Origin of the sequence: Streptomyces sp. NBC_01689 (assembly GCF_036250675.1) — a bacterium.
In the GTDB taxonomy this organism is placed as follows: domain Bacteria; phylum Actinomycetota; class Actinomycetes; order Streptomycetales; family Streptomycetaceae; genus Streptomyces.
Window position 1 is genome coordinate 9,000,625 of record NZ_CP109592.1, and the last position, 20,194, is coordinate 9,020,818.

Consider the following 20,194-nt stretch of genomic DNA (forward strand, 5'->3'; position numbering starts at 1 on the left):
GTGGGCGTCGTCGGGCCGCCGCGGGCGCCGAGCCGGCCGACACCTCGGCGCACCGTCGGCGTCAAGGACTATGACGGCGGTCATAGTAGCCGGTTCTATGACGGCGGTCATAGTGTGGTCTCCGGTCGGTTCACGGAACGGTGGCGGAGGTCGGGGATGGCAACGGTGCCCGAACGGGGGCCGCGGGAGCGGATGGTCTTCAGCGCGGCCCAGCTCATCCGGCGCGAAGGCGTCGCCGCCGCGGGGATGCGGGAGGTCGCCGCGCGAGCCCGGGCGCCGCGGGGGTCGCTCCAGCACTACTTCCCGGGGGGCAAGGAGCAGCTCGTCAACGAGGCCGTGGGCTGGGCGGGCCGGTACGCCGGCAACCGTGTCGCGCGCTTCCTCGCAGCGCTGCCCGACCCGACGCCCAGCGGTCTGTTCGCCGGGATGGTCGGCCAGTGGACCGAGGAGTACCGGACCGCCGGCTTCGCGGGCGGCTGCCCGGTGGCCGCGGCCACGGTGGACCGCGCGGAGTCCGCCGTCTCCACCCGGGAGGCCGCGGCCGACGCGTTCTCGGCCTGGGCCGGCGCGGTGTCACGCGCCCTGGTGGACATGGGCGTGCCCGTGGGGCGGGCCGGCGCCCTCGCCACCCTCATGATCAGCGCCTTGGAGGGGGCGATTCTCGTGGCCCGCGCCGAACGGGACGTACGCGCGCTGACCGTGGTGTCCGAGGAGCTCGGTCCGCTGCTCGACGCGGCGGTGAGCAAGGGGGAGTGACCGAGAGGGAGTGACCGAGTGGGAGTGACCGAGTGGGAGTGACCAAGGGGGAGTGGCCAAGGGGGAGTTGACCGGACCTGACCGCCCGGCCCCATTGCCCGTGCGTGAACGGGACCGGGGACGGCGGCCGGCGGTGAGCGCCGTCGCGAGGGCGGTCAGGGGAGGACACCCGCGGTGGTGCCCGCGCTGTGATGCAGACGGGCGGCGTCCTGGCTCGGGGGAGCACCGAACTGGCGGCGGTATTCCCGGCTGAACTGTGACGGGCTGTCGTACCCGACGCGATGGCCGACCCCGGTGATGTCGTGGGGATGGACGGCCAGCAGCAGCCGGGCCTCCTGCAGCCTGATCTGCTTCTGGAACCGGATGGGGCTCATCGCGGTCACCGCCTGGAAGTTGCGGTAGAACGCGGAGACGCTCATCCCCGACAGCTGGGCCACGTCCTCGACCCGGAACGGCTGCGCGTAGTGTTCGCGGATCCAGCGTACGGCCCGCGCGACGTGGCTGAGACTGCTGTCGGCGAGCCCGAGTTGGCGCACGATGCCGCCCTGCTCGCCGGTGATGAGGCGCCACAGGATCTCGCGCTTGACCATCGGGGCGAGCACCGTACGGTCACGCGGCTCGTCGAGCAGGCGCAGCAGCCGGACCACCGCGTCGAGCAGCGGGTCCGGGGCGTCGCTGACGGCGATGCCCGGCAGGGCGCCCCCGCCGGAGCGGGGCGCGTCCGCCGACCCTGCCTGCAGCAGCAGTTCGGCGACGGCGGACGGATCCAGCGTCAGGCCGAACCCCAGTGCCGGACGTTCCGGGGAGGCCCCGACGAACTGACCGGTGACCGGCAGGTCCACCGACGCGACGAGGTACTGCCCGGCCCGGTACTCGAACATCCGGTCCCCCAGCGCGAGGCGCTTGGCGCCCTGGGCGATGACCGCCAGCACCGTGCCGGACATCGAGGGTGCCGGCGGGTCGGACCGCTCGACCTTCGAGATGAGGACACCGTCGATGGCCGTGGTCCAGTCGGGCCGCACATGCCGGTCCAGCAGGGTTCGGAGCTCGTCGAGGTACATGCCCTCATTGCAGCACACACGAGGCTCGGCCTTCCCGTGTGCGAGAGGATCGTGCAAGTAGGAGAAGCGATCGTTCTACCATTTCGGCAGCTCAGGGCGATTCAATGGAACCACTGGAATCCCGAGGGGAGGGCACGACCTCCACCTGAGGACAACAGCCCGTCATCCATCGTCCATGAGAGAAGGCAGTCATGAACGCCCCCTACGGATTCAGCGCCACCCTGACCGCGAAGCCGGGAACGGGTGGGGAGCTGACCGACCTCCTGCTGACCGGCCTGAGTGACGGCAACCCCGGCGCGAGCGAGTACTGCGTCGTCTACCTCGTCTGTCGTTCCGCGTCCGACCCCGATGTCGTCCATGTCACGGAGGGCTGGACCAGCGAGGAGGACCACCACCGGATCTTCGCGGGCGAGGCGGCGCAGGCCATCGTGCGCCGGATCGAGGGGATGCTGGCCCAGGAGCCCGAGTACACCGACCACGTACCGGTCCGTGGCAAGGCCGCCTTCTGAGATCCCACCGCGCGGTACCGGGCCCGGCCCCCGCGGGCACCGGCCCGGCGCCCGGCCCCCTTTCACGAACCTCCGGTACACCCTGACGAAAGGCCCTCCTGTGACCTCCGTACGACCGGCTCTGGACCCCGAACTGCGGGCACTGCTCGCCGACATGCCGCTCATGACCCACCTCGACGACGAACTGCTCGCCCAGCTACGGCAGTTGCCGTCGGCGCCGGTCGAAGCCCTCCTCGAAGGACGCCGGATCGACCATCGCGAGATCACCGTGGACGGAGAGGGCGGTGCACGGATCACCCTGTCGGTCTTCAGCCCGTCCGGTGCCGACGCTGCCGCCGGTGCGGCCCGTGACCGGCCGGCCGCGGGGGCGCCCTGTGTCCTGTGGATGCACGGCGGCGGGATGGTCATGGGAGACCGCTTCTCACAGATCGACATACCGCTGGAGTGGCTCGACCGGTTCGGCGCCGTCGTCGTCTCCGTGGAGTACCGGCTGGCACCCGAAGCCGGCGGCACGACGCCGGTCGGCGACTGCTACCGGAGCCTCCTGTGGGTCGAGGAGCACGCCGAGGAACTGGGCGTCGACCGCTCCCGCATCGTGGTGGCGGGCGTCAGTGCCGGAGGCGGACTCGCGGCGGGCGTCACACTGATGGCACGCGACCGGGGCGTCCCGGCGGTCGCCGCCCAGATGCTCGTCTGTCCCATGCTCGACCATCGCAACGACACCGCGTCGAGTCACCAGTACTCTGGTGGCCCCGGTGTCTGGACGCGTGAGATGAACGAGTTCGGCTGGCGCTCGCTCCTCGGCGGACTCCCCGGCGCGGAGGTCCCGGGCCATGTCTCACCCGCGGTGGCCGAGGACCTGTCCGGGCTCCCGACCACCTACGTCGACGCCGGTTCGGCCGAGGTGTTCCGCGACGAGGTCGTCACCTACGCGACCCGGATCTGGGAGTCCGGCGGCCAGGCGGAGCTGCACGTCTGGGCGGGCGGCTGCCACGGGTTCGACGCGCTGTCTCCGCGGGCGCACGTCTCGGCCGAAGCGCGCCGGACACGCGACGGCTGGCTGGCCCGGGTCCTGTCGCCGGTCGAGTGAAGCGCACCGACGGCGGCCAGGACGGTGTCGGGGTGCCGCCCGGCACCGGGGGACCGGCAGCGGACCACCACGGGCGACGGAACACCTCTCGGGTGAATCGGGAAGGCTCGCGGCGTGCCGGACGTTGATCTCTGTGACACCGGTGCTCCGGCGTCACAGATCACAGCGAAGATCGTCCGTATCTTCCAGAACGGGAAAGAAGATCCCATGTTCCAGCGCATCCTGGTCGCCGTCGATCCCAGCCCCACCCGGCTCTCCGCCGTACGCCTGGCCGGTGACCTGGCCCGGCTGACGGACGCCCAGGTCCGGGTCGTGCACGTCGCGGCCTCCGCGGCGACCCTCGCGGCCGTCGTCCCGCTCGAGGACGACGCCCAGGCGAAGGCGATCGTCGACGAGTCCCTGGCCGCCCTGCGCGACAAGGGGGTCAAGGCGGACGCCGCTCTCGTCCACGCACTGACCACCCAGATCGCCACCGCCATCTCCGAGGCGGCGGAGGAGTTCGCCGCCGACCTCATCGTGCTGAACCCCCATCACCGCGGATCCGTCGAAGCCCTCTTCAACCCCCGCGTCAGCGACGCCGTCGCGCACGCGAGCCGGACCGCCGTGCTGCTCGCCCCGGAGGACGGCACCGAGGCCTGATCCCCCCGCGGGTCATGCCGCGCCGCCGACGCGGGCGGCGGACGCCGGTCACGGGACAACGGGCCGTCCCGGAGCGATCTCCGGGACGGCCCGACGTGGTGCACCGGCGGGGTGCGCGGGTGGCGAGCGTGCGAGGCGAGCGGACGAGGCGTCGCTCAGGTACCGGCCGGTCGCCGGCCCGGTCCGTCCGGCGGGCGTCCGGCTCCGTGCACGGGCCCGGATCTGGGAAGCTCCCGACCGCCTCAGGCACCCGGGCCGCGGGCGGCCCAGCCGCCTGTTAGCGTGCGCGGATGGATGATCTGGGACCCGTGACGTGGCCGCCCGAACCGATCAGGACCGAGAGGCTCGTGCTGCGAGGGTCCGAGCCCCGGGACCGCCCGCCGTTCGTCGAACTCCTCGCCTCGCCGGAGGTGCACACCTTCCTCGGCGGCCCTCCACCGCGGGCCGAGGTCGAGCGGCGGACGGCCGAGGTGCCCGAGCGGTGGCCCGGGAGCTTCGTCGTCGAACTCGACGGTGCGATGATCGGCCAGATCCTGCTCAGGAGGGCGACGGGGCACCGGCGCCCGGCTGCCGCGGGCAGGGCCGACCTCGGTTATCTGTTCCTGCCGAAGGCGTGGGGACGCGGGTACGCGGCCGAGGCGTGCAGGGCGGCACTGGACTGGTTCGCCCGTGCGCTTCCCGCCCAGCCGGTGGTGCTCACCACCCAGACCGCCAACATCGGCTCGATGCGGCTGGCCGCGAGGCTTGGGTTCACCGAGGTGGAACGGTTCGAGGCCTGGGGCGCCGAGCAGTGGCTCGGCATGCGGTCCCCGGTCGCGCCGTCCGGCTGAGCCGCGACGGAACCGGCGGCGGACCGGCGGGGAGCGCTCGTTCGGCAAACGGGCTGCCCGGATCTCCGCACGTCGCGTCCGCACCGCCCTGAACAGGAAGAACGGCGCGATCAGGTGAGGTCGCGCCGACTCGGGGCACAAGATGCGGCAACCGACGGGAGGTTGTCGTGAAGGATGGAGATCTGGAACTTGGCGAGCTGCTCGCCGCGGCGGAAGCGGCCCCGCCCGGCGAGTCCGTCGACGTGGTGGCGCACGACCTGCGGAAGCGGCTCGGCGCCGAACGGGTGTCCTTTCTGTTCGTGGACCTCATCGGCCGACGGCTGGTACGTCTCGTCGCGACCGGCGGTGAAGCCGCCGACGACGGCGGCCCGATCGACCTGCGGGGCAGCGTCTACGACGGGGTCCTGCGGAGCCAGCGTCAGCACGTGGAGCCGGACGGCCGGGGCGCGCAGCGCGTGATCACTCCGGTGAGCAACCGAGGTGACCGCATCGGTGTGCTGGAGGTGACCCTGCCGGGCGCCGACGAGACCGTGCTGCGACAGGTCCGCGACGCGGCACACGCGCTCGCGTACATCATCGTCACGGACGGCCGCTTCACCGACCTCTACCACCTGGGCCGCCGCACCACCGAGACCAGCCTGGCGGCGGAGATCCAGCATCAGCTGCTGCCTTCGGCCCCCTGCTGCGAGGCGGCCCAGTTCACCCTGGCCGCCGGGCTGGTCCCGGCCGACGACATCGGTGGCGACACCTACGACTACACGCTCGACCGCGACACCTTGCACCTGTCGATCACCGACGCCATGGGCCACGACACGGACTCCGCCCTGCTGGCCACCTTGCTGGTCGGCGCGTTGCGGCGGGCCCGGCGCAGCGGCTGCGACGCCCTGGAGCAGGCCAGACATGCCCACGAGGCCCTGTTGAGCCACAGTCGTGGCCTGGCCACCGGACAACTGCTCTGCGTCGACCTCGAAACCGGGCTGGCCGAACTGGTCAACGCGGGCCACCCCCGGCCGCTGCGGCTGCGCGACGGCGTCGTCGAAGAGGTCAAACTCCTCGTCAATCTGCCCTTCGGCGTCGCCGCGCCCACCGACTACCGTGTGCAGGAGATGCAGTTGCTCCCCGGGGACCGTCTGGTGCTGGTCACCGACGGGATGCAGGAGCGGGGTGCCTCGGCTGTCGACCTGGCTTCGGTCGTCCGGGACACGCGCGCGCTGCACCCGCGGGAAGCCGTCCGGAGCCTCACCGGGGCGGTGCTGGAAGCCTGTCAGGACAGTCTCAAGGACGACGCGACGGTCCTGATACTGGACTGGTTCGGCCGTCGCACCGAGGCGGACGGTCTCGGGTCCGAGCTGCTGCCAGGAGGCGCGGCCCGTCCCCGGTGACCGACGCGGCGCACTTCCCCTCGCGTCGGTGGCGCGGACGGTGTGCGGTACGGGCACCCCGTGACGCGGACGACCCGCTGGTCCCGAAGTCCCCTGTCCCCGCTCACACCTGACGTACCGTCACGCCTTGTGCGGTCAGGGCGTCGATCTGGTCCTCGGGGGCGTCCTGGTCGGTGACGACCGCGTGCAGGGTCGAGGCCGGCGCGACGTGGGCCAGGGCGGTGCGGGACAGTTTCGATCCCTCGGTCACGGCGATGACACGCCGTGCGGAGGCCATCGCGGCACGCTTGACGGCGGCGTCGTCCAGGTCGTAGGCGGTCAGGCCGTCCTCGGCGGTCAGCCCGCAGCATCCGATGACGGCGGTGTCGAAGCGGAGGGCCGACAGTGACGCCTCCGTCAGCGGGCCGGTGAGCGCCAGCTCTCCCTGCCGCGGCCTGCCGCCCGGCACGAGCAGGGTCAACTGGGGGCCGTCCGTCAGCGCGTTGACCGCGTGCAACGACAGGGGCATCACCGTGAGCCGCCGGTCCTTGAGGGCGCGGGCCACCTCCAGGCAGGTCGTACCGCTGTCGACCACCACGGACTCGCCGTCCGCGATCAGCCGGGCGGCCTCGGTGGCGATCCGCCGCTTGGCCTCCAGTCCGTCCTGGGAGCGGAGCGCGAACGGCGGTTCGTCGCCGCGCAGCAGCAGACTGCGCGCACCGCCGCGGTAGCGCTCCAGCACGCCCTGTGCTGCCAGGACCTCCAGGTCGCGACGGATCGTCATCTCCGATGCGCCGGTCAGCTCGGCCAGTTCCGCGACGCCCGCTCGACCCGCCTCACGCACGGCCTCGGTGATCTGCCTCAGTCGGTCAGTAGCCATGGTGACATTGAACATTTTGAATGTTCGAAAAGCAAGCTTTCGAAAGTTAGAACTGTTCGTTATGTTTGAATCATGGAAAGACAACTGCGGGCCGCCCGGCTGGCCACCGTCGCCTACTTCGTCCTCAACGGCTTCCTCCTGGGCATGTGGATCGTGCACATCCCCAGCGTCGAACAGCGTGTCGGCATCGGCCACGCCACCCTGGGGTGGCTCCTGCTGCTGCTCGGCGCGGGAGCCTTCGCGGGCATGCAGGCCGTCGGACCACTGGCCGACCGGTTCGGGGCCCGTAAGGTCGTGCCGCTCAGCGCGGCCCTGTGCAGCGCCATGGTCGCCCTGCCGGGCCTCGCGGGGAACGTCTGGTCCCTCGGCGCCGCGCTGCTGGCGCTCGGCGTCGGCAACGGCTGTCTCGACGTGAGCATGAACGCCCACGCCGTCCAGGTGGAGCATGCGTACGGACGCCCGGTCATGTCCGCCTTCCACGCCACCTTCTCCGTCGGCGGGGTCCTCGCGGCGCTGCTCGGCGCCCGCACGCTCAGCTGGGGCTGGAGCCCCGCCGCCACGCTCCTCACGGTCGCGGCCCTGGGCCTGGTGGTCTCCGCGCTCGCCGCCCCGGCACTGCTCCCGTCCGGCCGCGAGCCGGCCGCGGGGTCCGCGCAGGCCGCCCCGAGCCCGGGGCGCCGGACTCCCCGGCACATCTGGATGCTGGCGGCGCTGGCACTGATGATCATGCTGTGCGAAGGCGTGGCGAACGACTGGAGCACGCTCCACCTCCGCCGGGTCCTCGACGCGCCCCCGGCCACCGCCGCCCTCGCGTACGGCGCCTTCGCCACCGCGATGACGGTCGGACGTCTGCTCGCCGACCGGGTCGCCGGGCGCTTCGGCCCCGTCGCCGTCCTGCGGTACGGAGCGTCCGCCGCGGCCGTCGGGCTCACCGCGGCCGCGCTCTCCGACCGGGTCCCGGTGGCACTCGTCGGCTGGGCCGTGTTCGGGGTCGGGCTGTCGGGCTGCGTGCCCCAGCTCTTCAGCGCGGCGGGCCACGCGGACCGGGACGCCGCCGGAGCGAACGTGTCGCGGGTCGCGGGCCTCGGTTACCTCGGCATGCTCGCCGGTCCCGCCGTCATCGGACCGCTGGCCGGGCTCGTCCCGCTGAACGTCACCTTCTTCCTCCCGGTGGCCTTCTGCGCGGTCGCGGCCTGCACGGCGGGCATCCTGCGTCCGCGCCCCGGAGCGTCCGCGCTCGTCGAAGCCGACGCGATGTGAGGTGACCGGACCACCGGGCGCTGCGCGTCGGCCTCCCGGGCCGGCGACGCGGTCGGGCGCGGCGCCGTCCGACGGCCGGTCACGGGCGCTGCGGGCCGAGCGGGACCTCGGCGGTGATGCGCTTGCCGACGGGCGTCTGTTCCATGGTGACGGTGTGGGCGAGGGCCGCGACGATCTCCAGGCCGTGCTGACCGACCCGGGACGCGTCCGGAGCCTTCGCGGCGGGCAGGACGGGATCGCTGTCCCAGAGCTCCACCCGCAGGAAGGGACCGGCGATGCGCAGGTGCAGCAGAGCCGGTCCGGGAGCGTACTTGCGTGCGTTGGTGACGAGTTCGCTGACGATGAGCTGCACGATCTGCACCGTGTCCGCCGCCACCGGTATCCCGCACTCGTCCCCCGCCTTCGCGAGGAACGCGGCCGCGACATGCCGGGCCTCGGCGATCCGGGAGCCGTCGCCGTCCAACGCGAGGGAGGTCTCCAACTCCGGGGCGGCGCAGGGCCGTCCCTCGCCGGAGCCCCCGGATGATTCGTCCATGTGTGCCCGCTTCCGTCTCCCGCCGCATACCCCTCAAGGCCCCGGGTATCCCAGGCGCGCACGTTACCTGTGGCGCGTCCCGGCGAACGAGGAAGGCCTCCGGGCGACGCGCCCCGTGATTCCCGTGCGTCGGCACCGCCGCCGCGCACCGCTCGCTGCCGCCGCTCACCGCCGGCCCACGCCGCTCGCCTCCCCGGCATGCGGATCGACGCCGGAACGGCACTTCGCTCGACCCGCCGGCCGTCACCGCCACCACGCGTCGCCCGGTGCGAACCGGCCGGTGCACCGCTGTTGTACCGCCGCGGCGGAACGAAAATGAGTGGACAGACCAGGAGGGGTCGCGGTGACCATCGGTCCCATGACCTTTCAAGTGGACCGTGAGACGCCCCCCGCGAGGAACCCGCGCTTCGTGAAGTTGACGCGCGCGGCCATGACCGCGCTGTCGGACGGTGATCTCTCGCGGGCCGGCGCGGAAGCGGGGATCGCCCTCACCCCGTATTTCGTGACGGAAGAGGCGCGCGGGCTCTGGAGGCTGCGGACCGAGCAGGTGACCGCGGACCCGGGCAGCGCGGAGTGGATCACGCGGGCCGTGGTCGCCGAACCGGAAGGAAAGGTGATCGGGTACGCGGGCTACCACGGGCCGCCGGACGACGCGGGCATGGTGGAGATCGGGTACTCCGTGGATCCCGAGTACCGGCGCCAGGGCTTCGCCCGGGCCATCCTGTCGGGGCTGTTGCGCCGTGCCGCCGCCGAACCCGCCGTCAGGACGGCGCGGGTGTCGATCAGCCCGGACAACGTCGCGTCCCTCGCCACCATCGCCGGATTCGGTTTCGTGAAGACCGGAGAACAGTGGGACGAAGAGGACGGTCTCGAAACGGTCTTCGAGGTCCCCGCCTGACGGGTCCGGAGACGGAAGGGCGTCCACCGCGGCGGACGCCCTTCCGTCTCCGGCGGACGGTCGCGACGCGGTCCTCGGGCGCCCGGCCCCGGTTCCGGGCGGGCGCCGCCGACGGCCTTACCCCGCCGGGTCGGTCAGGGGAGGATCTCGACGTACCCGTCGGTTCCGTGGATCCGGATCCGCTGCCCGTCCCGGATCAGCCGGGTGGCCCGGTCCACGCCGACGACCGCGGGCAGGCCGTACTCCCGGGCGATCACCGCGCCGTGGGTCATCAGGCCGCCCACCTCGGTCACCAGCCCCGCGATGCCGACGAAGAGCGGTGACCAGCTGGGGTCCGTGAAGGTCGTGACCAGGATGTCGCCCGCCGCGAGGTCCGCCTCCGCCATGTCGAGGACGACGCGGGCCCTGCCCTCGACGGTCCCCGCGGAGACCGGGAGGCCGGTCAGGGCACCGGCCGGGACGTCGTCGCGCCGGTACGAACCCGAGAGCGCCACGCCGTCCGAGGTGAGGACCCGGGGCGGGGTGAGCGCCGCGTACGACCGGAACGCGTCCTTGCGCTCCTGGATGAGCCGCGTGTCCACCTGCCGGGAGCGCACGACGTCGTGGAACTCCTGGAACGTGAGGTGGAAGACGTCCTCCGTCTCGGGGATCACACCGGCCCGCACGAGCTGTTCGGCCTCCCTCAACAGGGCCTGCTTGTAGATGAAGTAGCGGCAGACGATGCCGTACTTCGGGTACTCGCGGTAGCCGATGAAGGCACGGACCCGGGCGATCATCCGGCGGGTCTCGTCGGCCTTCCGGTCCCCGTCCGGGAGCGCCCGCAGACGGGACAGGACGTCCTGTTCCTTCCGGCGCGCCTTGCGCAGCCCTTCCTCGAAGCGGCGCCCGGCCGCGCCCGGCGCGAAGTTCCTGACGTTGTCGAGGAGCGCGGGCACGATCGTGCCGGGGCGCTCGCGCCAGCGTGGCCTGGTGATGTCGATCTCACCGGCGCAGCGCATGCCGTACCGGTCGAGGTACGCCTCGATGGCGTCGCGTGCTTCGGCCCCGCCCGGGAGCTTCACCAGCCCGTCCAGGAAGTCCTCGTCCCCGACGTCCCGCAGGAACGCGACGACCTCCGCCTTCGGGCGGATCACGTCCGCGACGTCGAGGAGCGCCAGGCCCATCTCCGAGGTGACGTTGTCGGGAGCGGAGAGGGTCAGCGTGTCAGCCGCGTTCTTCTCGCCCAGCCACTCCATCAGTCTGTCGTTGAGCCACCAGGTGGCCTCCATCCCCGCCATGATCGCCTGGATGCTCAGGGGGTCGCCGAGGACCCGCTTGTGCTCCTCGAACGCCTCCCGCAGGAAGTCGAACAGCGCCGGTCCGCTCTTCGTCCGGATGTCGCGTGCCAGGGCGGCGACGGACGTCCGGCTGCGCTCGATCAGCTCGGAGACGATCGCCGGATCGGTCTCGACGGGGACCGACGCACCGCGCGCGGAGGTGTCCCGGGCGGACGCTCCGGCTGCGGGCGGCCCGCCGGGACCCGTGTCCGGCGGCGGGACGAAGTCCTCGCGTTCGAGGACGGTCTCCAGGGCGTCCCTGACCAGAGGATCGCCCTTGCCCATGACGTCCAGCAGGGCGGTGCGGCTCGCGGGCGCGGCCAGACGCCGGGTGACGTCGACGAACAGCCTCCCGCCGGCCTCGTGCATCGGCACCATGGCCGTCAGCCGCCACATGGAGAGCCCCAGGGGCTTCATGGGGTCGGTCATCATCTGCTGATGACCGACCGAGACATAGACGTGGTTCTCCTCGTCGGCCGCCTCGGGGACGGGGAACAGGGTGGTGATCGGACGGCTCTGGACGATCTGGAAGTCGTCGTCGGCCAGGCACCACTCGATGTCCTGCGGGCGGCCGAAGTGCGCTTCGATGCGCCGGCCGAGCCGTACCAGCCGTACGGCCTGCTCGTCCGTCAGCGCCGGCTGTTCCTGCTGCCGCGCGTCGATCGCCACTTCCCGCGTACCGCCGTCCGGCAGGGCGTGAACGGCACGCTTCTTGGCGGCGACGGTCCGGGCGACGACTTCGCCGTGCCGGACCTCGAGGACGTCCGGGTTCACCAGGCCGGAGACCAGGGCCTCGCCGAGGCCGAAGCCGGCGTCCACCGTGGCGACCGTCCGGTCGCCCGTGACGGGGTCGGCCGTGAACAGCACGCCGGACGCCCGCGGGAGGACCATCCGCTGCACGACCACCGCCATGCGGACCGTACGGTGATCGATGCCCTGGCGGCGTCGGTAGGTCACGGCCCGCTCGGTGAACAGCGAGGCCCAGCACCGGCTGACGTGCCGGAGGACCGCCGCGGTACCCACGACGTTCAGGTACGTGTCCTGCTGGCCGGCGAAGGAGGCCGTCGGCAGGTCCTCCGCCGTCGCACTGGACCGGACGGCGAAGGCGGCCCGGTCGCCCAGGCGCGCGAGCGCGCGAGTGATCTCCGCCGCGAGGTCGCCCGGGACCGTGATCCCCTCGATGGTGCGCCGGATCCGCTCGGCGGCCGTCCGGACCCCCTCCCGGTCGTCCGGGTCCACGCGTGACAGCCGGTCGAGCTGTTCTTCGACGGCGGGCGCCTCCGCCATGATCCGCCGGAAGGCGTCCGTCGTCACACAGAAGCCGTCCGGGACCCGGACGCCGTCCATCCGCGACAGCACGCCCAGCTGCGCGCCCTTGCCGCCCACGACCGCGACCTGTGTCCCGTCGGCCTCGGAAAGGTCGCATACGTACCGCTCGGTCATCGCGACACCCCCGGGACCGTCGTGCCTTGAGGCACCGCACCCGTCGGTCGGCGCACCGACGTCGTCGGTTCCGCCGAACGCCCGGCCCGGCACGGCGTGTTCACCGACCGCCGTTCCGCCGACGGAGAGGGCGACCGCGTCGCCCGGCCGGACGACGCGCACCCGCGCGGCGCGGCTCCGCGCACTCGCGGCCGGAGGGCCGGCTCCCTCGCCGCCGTTCCGGCGTCCCGGCGTCCCCCATACGTCCCCGACTCACGCACGTCGTGCTCCCATTCCCGCAGGTTGTGGCCTCGGCCGATGATTTTGCGGCACCACCGGGGCCTTGCCGCAAGCCCCCCGGTGCGCTATAAGTTGAGAGAGGCAGGGAGAGGAATCTCCTTGCCTTCGTCGTTTCTCCGGCGCTCCCGGCGCCGTCTTCTTCCCGGCGTCCACCGTCGGCCGGGACCCGCAGGCTCCCGGCGGAGCGAGGGTGCGCGGCACACGGACACGTGTCTCGGGCCCGGTGGCTAGCCCGGCCGACGCCCCGCCGACCGGCACACGGCCCGGGGTGCCCGCACGCTCCCGGAACGCGTCCTCGCGGCGGGAGACATCCGGGAGACATCAAGGAAGGCCCGTCGTCGGCGACCGGTATCGGCCACGAGGGCCGGGCCGGGAATCCCGCCGGGCCGTTCCGCTCCGCGGGCGCCGGGACCACCCGAGGACGAGCGTGACGGCCGGCCGCGTCCACGCCTTCGCGCGCAGATGAGCTGGGCGGTGCGGGGTCTTCGCCCCGACCGGTGCGTCGGCGCCCTCCCCTCGCGGACGGAAACGAGCCGTGGGGGCCGCCGCACGCCGGACCCCGTATCCGCGCACCCCCGACGGAAAGAACCGGAAACGGTCGACTGACGGGGACATGCCCAAAGGTGCCGCGACTCCGGTGGGATCCGGGCCGCGCGGCGGGGTCGGCGCGTACCTCCGCGGCCGAAGCGGAGGAGAGGGGGGTGAGGACCCTCGGCGGACCCTTTCGCCGTGTTCGCGTGTCCGATATCCGGAGAACCTTGTCCTTCTTCGGGTACGGAGGGTGCGGCGACGGTGCACGGACGGTGTGCGGTCGATTCCTTGACGCGTTGATGGCATTTCCTCAGGCGAAGGAAAAGGCGGCGCGGACAAACGGAATACGGCGGAGCGCGCTCCGCTTTGTGTGGCGTGGCCGACGGGCCGCTGATTTCGTACAGGGCCCTCCGGGCGCCCCAGGTGCGGAAACGGCACCTTGGTGTCACCTGGCAACGATGTCGGTGCGGCCTTCGCTGCGGATTCAGTGGTGAATGTCGGATTCCGCGTCACGGGGCAGTGCGAAAACGCTTTCTGGCAACCGTCCGGCACTTATCCGGAAGGGCCGGATGAACCGATTGGCGCGATCGAACCTTGTTCCGGCGATCCGGCTGGAAGATCTTTGATTGCCGCCGACCGCCGGTCGGTGCGTTCCTTCGAGAAAGGACTGTCATGAAGTCGACTGTCGCCATGCGTAAGAAGGCCGGCTCCAAGAAGATTGCGGTGCGCCGAACCGGCGACGTGCGCCTGACGTCGGCCGCGTGTCAGTGCCCGTACTCCGTCCAGGCCTGATCGCCTCGCTGTTCCACGCTCGGGTGCGCCGCCTGCCGGCGCACCCGGGTTTCCCGTTCCGCGTTCCCTTGTGCTCCGCATTTCCCTGGAGGAGGGCCTGTGGCCGGTGACGGCCTCGTATTCCACGAACTGAGCTTCGTTCCCGAGGGCGACGACGAGGTGGTGGTCGGCCGGCTGGACACCGGCTCCTACGCGGTGTTCCCCGTCGACGGCGCGCAATTGCTGCAGCGGCTCATGGGGGGAATGACGCCCGCGGCCGCCGCGGACTGGTACGAGGCCACGTTCGGGGAGGGGGCCGATCTCCAGGATTTCCTCGACACCCTGCGCGAACTCGGGTTCGTCAGCGAGGGCGACCCGACGGAGCCGGCCGCTCCCGCGTCGCCGGTCCGGCTGCGCGCCTGGGGCCGCGCGGCCTTCTCCGTGCCGGCCTGGATCCTCTACGGCACCTTGATCGGCGGCTGGACATGGGCCGCGATCGCCCGCCCCGACCTGGCCCCCCGCCCCGGGCAGATCTTCTTCACGCACTCGCTGCTCGCGGTCCAACTGGTCATCACCCTTGGCCAGGTGCCGCTGCTCCTGCTGCACGAGGGCTTCCACATCCTGGCCGGCCGGCGCCTCGGCCTGCCCACGCGTCTGAGCGTGAGCAACCGCCTCACGTACATCGTGGCCGAAACCCAGATCAACGGACTGCTCAGCGTTCCGAGGGTGAAACGCTATCTTCCGTTCTTCGCCGGAATGGTGTGCGACGGCGTCGTCTTCGCGATGCTCGGACTGGTCGCCGATCTGACCCGGAATCCCGGCGGAACGTTCTCGTTCACCGGCCGCCTCTGTCTCGGTCTGGCCTTCACGGTCGCGGTGCGTATGCTGTGGCAGTTTCAGCTCTATCTCCGCACCGACCTCTATTATGTGGCGGCCACCGCGTGGAACTGCTACGACCTGCACGACGCCGGAATGACTCTGCTGAAGAATCGCCTGTGGCGTCTGGTGAACCGGCCCGACCGAATCGTGGACGAGGAGAACTGGACACTCCGTGACCGCCGCGTCGGTACTTTCTACGGGCCGTTCATCGTCCTGGGATATGCCGCGTTCATCGGAATCACCGTCTTCGTCAGCGTCCCCGTGACGGTCGACTACGTCAGCATCGCCGGACGTGCCCTCCGCTCCGGCGCGGTGGACGCGTCGTTCTGGGACGCCGTGCTGTCCCTGTGCATGAACGTGGCCCAGATCGTCGCACTCGTCGTGCTGTCCCGGAGGAAACGCCGGAACAACAAGTCCGCCCACTCCCTCACGTCCTCTTCACCGGAGGTTGAACTCGCATGACGGGCCATCTGCGGATCGTCGGAGACAGGCGTGACGACCGCCTGCGCGCCATCGCTGCCCACACCGACAAGGCCCTCGTGGTCCGCTGCCACCAGCGGCTGCGCGGTCCCTGCACCGGAGTGGACACCGTGCTCCGGGCAGTCCTGCCCGAAGCCCACCGGCGCTGGCCCGACCTCGTCGAGGACCATCGCGTGGCCCTCCTGTACGGCATGCCCGAACTCTCCCGCCTCATCGGACCGCCGCCGCGCACCCTCGCGGACGAAGCCCCCTACGAGGAACGCACCCGCTTCTTCGGCGCCGGCTGGGTCCGCTGCATGAGCCAGGGCATCGTCGGCTTCCTGCTGGAGTACGCCCGGCGCATCCACGACGGCGCCGCCCTGGAGATCGCCTTCGAGGAAGCGCACGCCGCCGAACCCACCACACAGGAACTGATCGCCCTGCTGCTGCGCCGGGCGGACCCGAGCCGACTGCGCGTCGTGGTCTCGGCGACCGGGGGCACACTCTCCGGTGAGCTCCAGGACGCCCTGGCCGGCGTGCCCGTGCTGCCAGCCCCGCGCCCCACCGGGCCCGCACACACCGCCGAGCCCCCGGCCGACGACCGGACCCCCTCCGAATGGGCCGCCGTCTACGTGGACGGCGACTGCACCGACGACGACCCGCGCGCGCACGGCGGATATCAGCGCACCGACCCGCGGACCCGCGCCCTCCTCCACGACCGGCGCGCCGACTCCCTCGAGCCGACGGCCACTTGGGGCATCCGCATGGGCGCGATCGCCCACCACCGCGAACACGGCAGCGACCCCTCCGGCGCCGGCCGGACCGCCCTGCTCGCGGCCCAGCGCCATGCCGTCGCCACCGGCTTCTCCGCCGCGGTGGTCGACCTCGGGCTGCGCGGCCGCGGTCTGACCGACCCCCGCGCGCACGAACACGACTACTGGGAGTTCACCCGCGAGGCGGCCGCGGCCTGCATCCCGGTCGGACGCCTGGAACAGTCCATGGAGCTGTACCAGGGCCTGCTGCGCCGGTTCACCGACCCCAAGATCCACATGATGACCAGCTATGCAGTCGCCATGCTGCACACCCGGTTCCTGAAGCCCCGCGACCACGAGCTGGCCGTGCAGTGGCAGCACAACGCGGTCGCCATCGCGGGAATCCTCCCGGATCCGGCCGAACGGCTCACGTACAGCGTCTTCCACGACAACGGCCTGGCCCTCGTCGAGATGCACCGCGGCAACCTGCACCGCGCCCTGGCGCTCGTGGAATCGTGCATCACCCGGCTCGACGAGCGGCTCGACGACGACCAGTGGGCCCTGCACCGCTCCCAACTGCTCTACAACCGCGCCCGACTGCTGGTGGCCCTCGGGCGGCCGGACGAGGCCCACGCCGACTACACCCGGCTCGTCGACATGGACCCGTACTACACCGACTACCTCTCGGAACGGGCCAGGATCTCGCGGGACCGCGGCGACTTCGACGCGGCCCTGGCCGACTACGACCGTGCGGTGCGTCTCGCGCCTCCGTTCCCCGAACTGCACTACAACCGCGGCACCGCCCGCGCGCAGGTCGGCGACCGTCCGGGGGCGCTCGCGGACTTCACCCTGGTGCTCGACATGGAACCGGGCGACCTCGACACCCGCATCGCACGCGCCGAACTGCTGCTGGAGACCGGCGACCTCGACGCGGCCGAGGCGGACACGGACGCCGGACTGAGCCTTCACCCCGGTGAACTCCAACTGCTCTGCCTGAAGGGCACGATCCTCCTGCAACGCGATCAACTCCGCCGCGCGCTCGAAGCCTTCGACGGCGCGCTCGAAAAGGACCCGCGCTATCCGGCCGCACTGATCAACCGTGCCGTCGTCCACTTCCGCCGGTCGCACCCGGATCTGGCCGTCACGGACCTGACCGCCGCACTCGAGGCGGTCGGCGACGACCCCGACGTCCTGCTCAACCGGGGCATCGCCCACCTGGCCGCCGGCCACCCCGACCTGGCCCTCGACGACTTCGACCAGGCACTCACCCTGCCGGACGCCGACACCGTCGAGCTCCAGGAGCAACGGCGGCTCTGCACCGCCTCAAGCGTCCGCTGAGACCGCCACCCGCGCCGCGCCGTCGCTCCCGTCGTCACGAGAACGGCTCCCGCGCCTCCTCGGCATCGTGACACCGGAACGCTCCCGATCCGGCCCGGCCCGGCCCGTGAAGCGGGGCCCGGCGCCGGGGGCCCGGGCGCGGGAGCCCGTGGCACCCGGGGACGGGCGGGCACCCGCACGGAGCTCGCCGGCCGGCAGAGGTCTCCGGGCCGGTTCGCGGACCGCGCCCGTACCCTGGCAGCATGCGCATGCGTCCCACCCTGAGCTGGACCCCCACCGAGGACCTGCCGCCCGGCACCACGGACCTGGAGCCGATCACGGACATGCTGGGCGCCGGTGGTGTGCTGGTGCTCAGCGGAGCCGGCATCTCCACCGAGTCAGGCATACCCGACTACCGGGGTGCGGGCGGCAGCCTGAGCCGGCACACCCCGATGACCTACCAGGACTTCACCGGCGGCGACCAGGCCCGACGACGGTACTGGGCGCGCAGCCACCTCGGCTGGCGGACCTTCGGCCGGGCCCGTCCGAACGACGGACACCGGGCGGTCGCCGCGTTCGGCCGGCACGGTCTGCTCTCGGGCGTGATCACACAGAACGTGGACGGGCTGCACCAGTCCGCCGGCAGCGAGGGCGTCCTGGAACTTCACGGAAGCCTGGACCGGGTGGTCTGTCTCTCCTGCCGCGCGTCGAGCTCGCGCCAGGACCTCGCCGAGCGGCTGGAGACAGCCAATCCGGGTTTCGAGCCGGTGGCCGCCGCGATCAACCCGGACGGTGACGCCGACCTCACCGACGCGCAGGTCGGTGACTTCCGGGTCGTGCCCTGCGCGGACTGCGGCGGCGTCCTCAAGCCGGACGTCGTGTTCTTCGGCGAGACCGTTCCCCCGCCCCGGGTCGACCACTGCCGCCGCCTGGTCCGCGAGGCCGACGCGCTTCTGGTGCTCGGATCGTCGCTCACCGTCATGTCCGGACTGCGGTTCGTCCGTCAGGCGGCCGAGGCCGGGACCCCGGTGCTGATCGTCAACCACGATCCGACCCGGGGCGACCAGCACGCGCTCGCCCGGGTCGCGGTTCCCCTCGGGGCCGCCCTGGCCACCGTGGCCGGCCGGCTGGACATCCCCCTGGAGACCTGAGCCGGAGACGCGGTGGCGGCGGCCGGACGGCAGCGCCGAGGACGCCGACCACCCCCCCCGGCCGGGCGGGGAGCCGCGACGCCCGGGTGCCGCCTCCGGTGATCCCCGCCGGAGCCCTCAGACCGCCGCCCGCCCGGCACACTCGGCGAGGAAACCGGTCACGGCACGCACGAACGCCCCGGGTTCCTCGAGATGCGCGAAGTGACCGCTGCTCTCGAAGACGGTGAGCCGGGAACCCGCCATCTCCGCGTGCATCTCCTCGGCCCATCGGACGGGGCATATCCAGTCGTGGCGGCCGACGAGAATCAGTGCGGGGATGCCGACCTTCCCCAGTGTGCCCCGCACGTCCCAAATGCCCGCGGACGGCACGTACTCCGCCTCCACGCTCCCCACCGCCTCCTTCAACTCGTCCGGCAGCCCCCAGTAGTCGGCGAAGTACGCGGGAATCAGGCGCCGTACGTGCGCGGTGACCTCGGCCCCGGTGGTCGGGGGCGTCTGTGACCGCCGGTACGCGGCCACGACGTCCGCGGCCTCGGGACGTCCGGCGTGCCGCCGCGCGAACGCGGTCATCTGCGCCGCCGCCTCCGCGTGCAGGTCCGGGCCGAGGAGGGGAGCACTGTCGTAGAGGATGATCCCCGCCAGCTTGCCAGGGTGGTCCAACTCGTACTGCAGGGCCACGAAACCGCCGGCGGAGTGCCCCATCAGGTAGACCTCCGGCACGTCCAGGTGGTCCACGACTCCGTCGACGAAGCGCGCGTACCGTTCCATGCTGTAGTGGCCGTCCGGAAGGTCTCCCGACTCCCCGGCCCCGACCGGGGCCACGTAGACCGCCGTCATGTGCTGTTCGAGGAGCGGCATCCGCAGGTATTCCCAGTGGACCCCAGGGCCGCCGGAGTGCACCAGGCAGACCGGGCCGTTCCCCGCCACGTGATAGCGCTGGACGACGCCGTCGATCACGATCTCGTGCACGCCGGGCGCGAGTCGCTCCGTACGGTCCAGGTTGCGTTCGAGCACTTCTTCCGTCCTTCCGATGCCGTCGGGGTGTGTCCCGCTGATGCGGCCGACGCCTGTATGACCCGCGGCCCGGGCCGGTTGTGACATCGGTACGGGCACACGCGGACCCGGGACGAACGGCGAGGCGGGTACTGCGCGGCGAGAGCGGGGAGCGGGGAGCGGGGAGGGCAGGGTGCCGTGCAGGAGATCGTCGACTGTGCGGGTGGGCATGGGGTCTCCGGGATGTGCGGCCGCTGTGGTTCGGCGCGCGGGGGCGCGAGCCGCGGGAGGGCCTCGGGCCCCGGGCGGGGGCGCCGTCGATCCGGCGGTCGCGCGACCGGTCCCGCCGAGCCCGCGGGCCGTGTCCTGCCGGGCGCCGCACGGTGCTCCCGGGCCTGAACGGTCCCGTGCCGCGGTCTCCACTTCGTGAAACCGGACCGGCCGACAGGAAGTGGGGGACACGCCCCCTGACAACTCCTCACCC

Annotated in this window: 16 protein-coding genes; 11 read left to right on the top strand and 5 right to left on the bottom strand. The window is 72.1% G+C overall.

What is annotated here, in order from left to right:
- The first annotated feature begins 156 nt into the window (after window positions 1–156).
- Window positions 157–756, top strand: a complete 600-nt coding sequence (locus tag OG776_RS38580; protein WP_329323400.1) for a TetR/AcrR family transcriptional regulator — start codon at window positions 157–159, stop codon at window positions 754–756.
- A gap of 155 nt (window positions 757–911) precedes the next feature.
- Here OG776_RS38580 and OG776_RS38585 read toward each other — a convergent pair whose 3' ends face one another.
- Window positions 912–1,817 carry an AraC family transcriptional regulator gene (locus tag OG776_RS38585; protein ID WP_329323401.1) on the bottom strand — a complete coding sequence of 302 codons (906 nt, stop codon included), beginning with the start codon at window positions 1,815–1,817 and terminating at the stop codon, window positions 912–914.
- 191 nt (window positions 1,818–2,008) lie between these two features.
- On the opposite strand from OG776_RS38585, the gene OG776_RS38590 reads away from it, so the two are divergent.
- From OG776_RS38590 to OG776_RS38610, 5 genes are all read left to right on the top strand, one after another.
- Window positions 2,009–2,326 (top strand): putative quinol monooxygenase, encoded by a 318-nt coding sequence (locus tag OG776_RS38590; protein ID WP_148012659.1) that lies wholly within the window; start codon window positions 2,009–2,011, stop codon window positions 2,324–2,326.
- 100 nt (window positions 2,327–2,426) lie between these two features.
- Window positions 2,427–3,416, top strand: a complete 990-nt coding sequence (locus tag OG776_RS38595) for an alpha/beta hydrolase (RefSeq protein WP_329323404.1) — start codon at window positions 2,427–2,429, stop codon at window positions 3,414–3,416.
- A gap of 207 nt (window positions 3,417–3,623) precedes the next feature.
- On the top strand, window positions 3,624–4,055 hold the full coding sequence (locus OG776_RS38600; RefSeq protein ID WP_148012661.1) for a universal stress protein: 432 nt from the start codon (window positions 3,624–3,626) through the stop codon (window positions 4,053–4,055).
- Window positions 4,056–4,345: 290 nt separating this feature from the next.
- Complete coding sequence (locus OG776_RS38605; protein WP_329323405.1) at window positions 4,346–4,885, top strand: GNAT family N-acetyltransferase; 540 nt, start codon at window positions 4,346–4,348, stop codon at window positions 4,883–4,885.
- 167 nt (window positions 4,886–5,052) lie between these two features.
- Window positions 5,053–6,267 (top strand): PP2C family protein-serine/threonine phosphatase, encoded by a 1,215-nt coding sequence (locus tag OG776_RS38610; RefSeq protein ID WP_148012663.1) that lies wholly within the window; start codon window positions 5,053–5,055, stop codon window positions 6,265–6,267.
- A gap of 103 nt (window positions 6,268–6,370) precedes the next feature.
- Here OG776_RS38610 and OG776_RS38615 read toward each other — a convergent pair whose 3' ends face one another.
- A complete protein-coding gene (locus tag OG776_RS38615; protein WP_148012664.1) occupies window positions 6,371–7,126 on the bottom strand; it encodes a DeoR/GlpR family DNA-binding transcription regulator in 756 nt (251 codons plus the stop codon).
- Window positions 7,127–7,198: 72 nt separating this feature from the next.
- On the opposite strand from OG776_RS38615, the gene OG776_RS38620 reads away from it, so the two are divergent.
- The gene (locus OG776_RS38620; RefSeq protein WP_329323406.1) at window positions 7,199–8,386 is read left to right on the top strand and encodes an MFS transporter; all 1,188 of its coding nucleotides are present in this window, start codon (window positions 7,199–7,201) and stop codon (window positions 8,384–8,386) included.
- Between the two features lie 79 nt (window positions 8,387–8,465).
- Here OG776_RS38620 and OG776_RS38625 read toward each other — a convergent pair whose 3' ends face one another.
- Window positions 8,466–8,921: an ATP-binding protein gene (locus OG776_RS38625; RefSeq protein WP_329323407.1), complete on the bottom strand. Its 456-nt coding sequence runs from the start codon at window positions 8,919–8,921 to the stop codon at window positions 8,466–8,468.
- 358 nt (window positions 8,922–9,279) lie between these two features.
- Here OG776_RS38625 and OG776_RS38630 point away from each other — a divergent pair, with 358 nt between their 5' ends.
- A complete protein-coding gene (locus OG776_RS38630) occupies window positions 9,280–9,819 on the top strand; it encodes a GNAT family N-acetyltransferase (protein WP_261994885.1) in 540 nt (179 codons plus the stop codon).
- Between the two features lie 134 nt (window positions 9,820–9,953).
- On the opposite strand, the gene rph is transcribed toward OG776_RS38630, so the two are convergent.
- A complete protein-coding gene (rph, locus tag OG776_RS38635) occupies window positions 9,954–12,578 on the bottom strand; it encodes a rifamycin-inactivating phosphotransferase (protein ID WP_329323408.1) in 2,625 nt (874 codons plus the stop codon).
- Between the two features lie 1,701 nt (window positions 12,579–14,279).
- Between rph and OG776_RS38640 the strand changes: the two genes are divergently transcribed.
- From OG776_RS38640 to OG776_RS38650, 3 genes are all read left to right on the top strand, one after another.
- On the top strand, window positions 14,280–15,500 hold the full coding sequence (locus OG776_RS38640) for a hypothetical protein (protein ID WP_329323409.1): 1,221 nt from the start codon (window positions 14,280–14,282) through the stop codon (window positions 15,498–15,500).
- On the top strand, window positions 15,497–17,587 hold the full coding sequence (locus OG776_RS38645) for a tetratricopeptide repeat protein (protein ID WP_148011775.1): 2,091 nt from the start codon (window positions 15,497–15,499) through the stop codon (window positions 17,585–17,587). The genes OG776_RS38640 and OG776_RS38645 overlap by 4 nt, the downstream gene beginning before the upstream one ends.
- A gap of 242 nt (window positions 17,588–17,829) precedes the next feature.
- The gene (locus OG776_RS38650; RefSeq protein ID WP_148011774.1) at window positions 17,830–18,717 is read left to right on the top strand and encodes an NAD-dependent protein deacetylase; all 888 of its coding nucleotides are present in this window, start codon (window positions 17,830–17,832) and stop codon (window positions 18,715–18,717) included.
- Between the two features lie 117 nt (window positions 18,718–18,834).
- On the opposite strand, the gene OG776_RS38655 is transcribed toward OG776_RS38650, so the two are convergent.
- A complete protein-coding gene (locus tag OG776_RS38655; RefSeq protein WP_261994786.1) occupies window positions 18,835–19,731 on the bottom strand; it encodes an alpha/beta fold hydrolase in 897 nt (298 codons plus the stop codon).
- Between the last annotated feature and the right edge of the window lie 463 nt (window positions 19,732–20,194).

What these genes read in the sequence shown, in the direction of transcription:
- OG776_RS38580 (WP_329323400.1), top strand. Translation starts at nt 157, where the DNA reads ATGGCAACGGTGCCCGAACGGGGGCCGCGGGAGCGGATGGTCTTCAGC.
- OG776_RS38585 (WP_329323401.1), bottom strand. Translation starts at nt 1,817, where the DNA reads ATGTACCTCGACGAGCTCCGAACCCTGCTGGACCGGCATGTGCGGCCC.
- OG776_RS38590 (WP_148012659.1), top strand. Translation starts at nt 2,009, where the DNA reads ATGAACGCCCCCTACGGATTCAGCGCCACCCTGACCGCGAAGCCGGGA.
- OG776_RS38600 (WP_148012661.1), top strand. Translation starts at nt 3,624, where the DNA reads ATGTTCCAGCGCATCCTGGTCGCCGTCGATCCCAGCCCCACCCGGCTC.
- OG776_RS38605 (WP_329323405.1), top strand. Translation starts at nt 4,346, where the DNA reads ATGGATGATCTGGGACCCGTGACGTGGCCGCCCGAACCGATCAGGACC.
- OG776_RS38615 (WP_148012664.1), bottom strand. Translation starts at nt 7,126, where the DNA reads ATGGCTACTGACCGACTGAGGCAGATCACCGAGGCCGTGCGTGAGGCG.
- OG776_RS38620 (WP_329323406.1), top strand. Translation starts at nt 7,199, where the DNA reads ATGGAAAGACAACTGCGGGCCGCCCGGCTGGCCACCGTCGCCTACTTC.
- OG776_RS38625 (WP_329323407.1), bottom strand. Translation starts at nt 8,921, where the DNA reads ATGGACGAATCATCCGGGGGCTCCGGCGAGGGACGGCCCTGCGCCGCC.
- OG776_RS38630 (WP_261994885.1), top strand. Translation starts at nt 9,280, where the DNA reads ATGACCTTTCAAGTGGACCGTGAGACGCCCCCCGCGAGGAACCCGCGC.
- rph (WP_329323408.1), bottom strand. Translation starts at nt 12,578, where the DNA reads ATGACCGAGCGGTACGTATGCGACCTTTCCGAGGCCGACGGGACACAG.
- OG776_RS38645 (WP_148011775.1), top strand. Translation starts at nt 15,497, where the DNA reads ATGACGGGCCATCTGCGGATCGTCGGAGACAGGCGTGACGACCGCCTG.
- OG776_RS38650 (WP_148011774.1), top strand. Translation starts at nt 17,830, where the DNA reads ATGCGCATGCGTCCCACCCTGAGCTGGACCCCCACCGAGGACCTGCCG.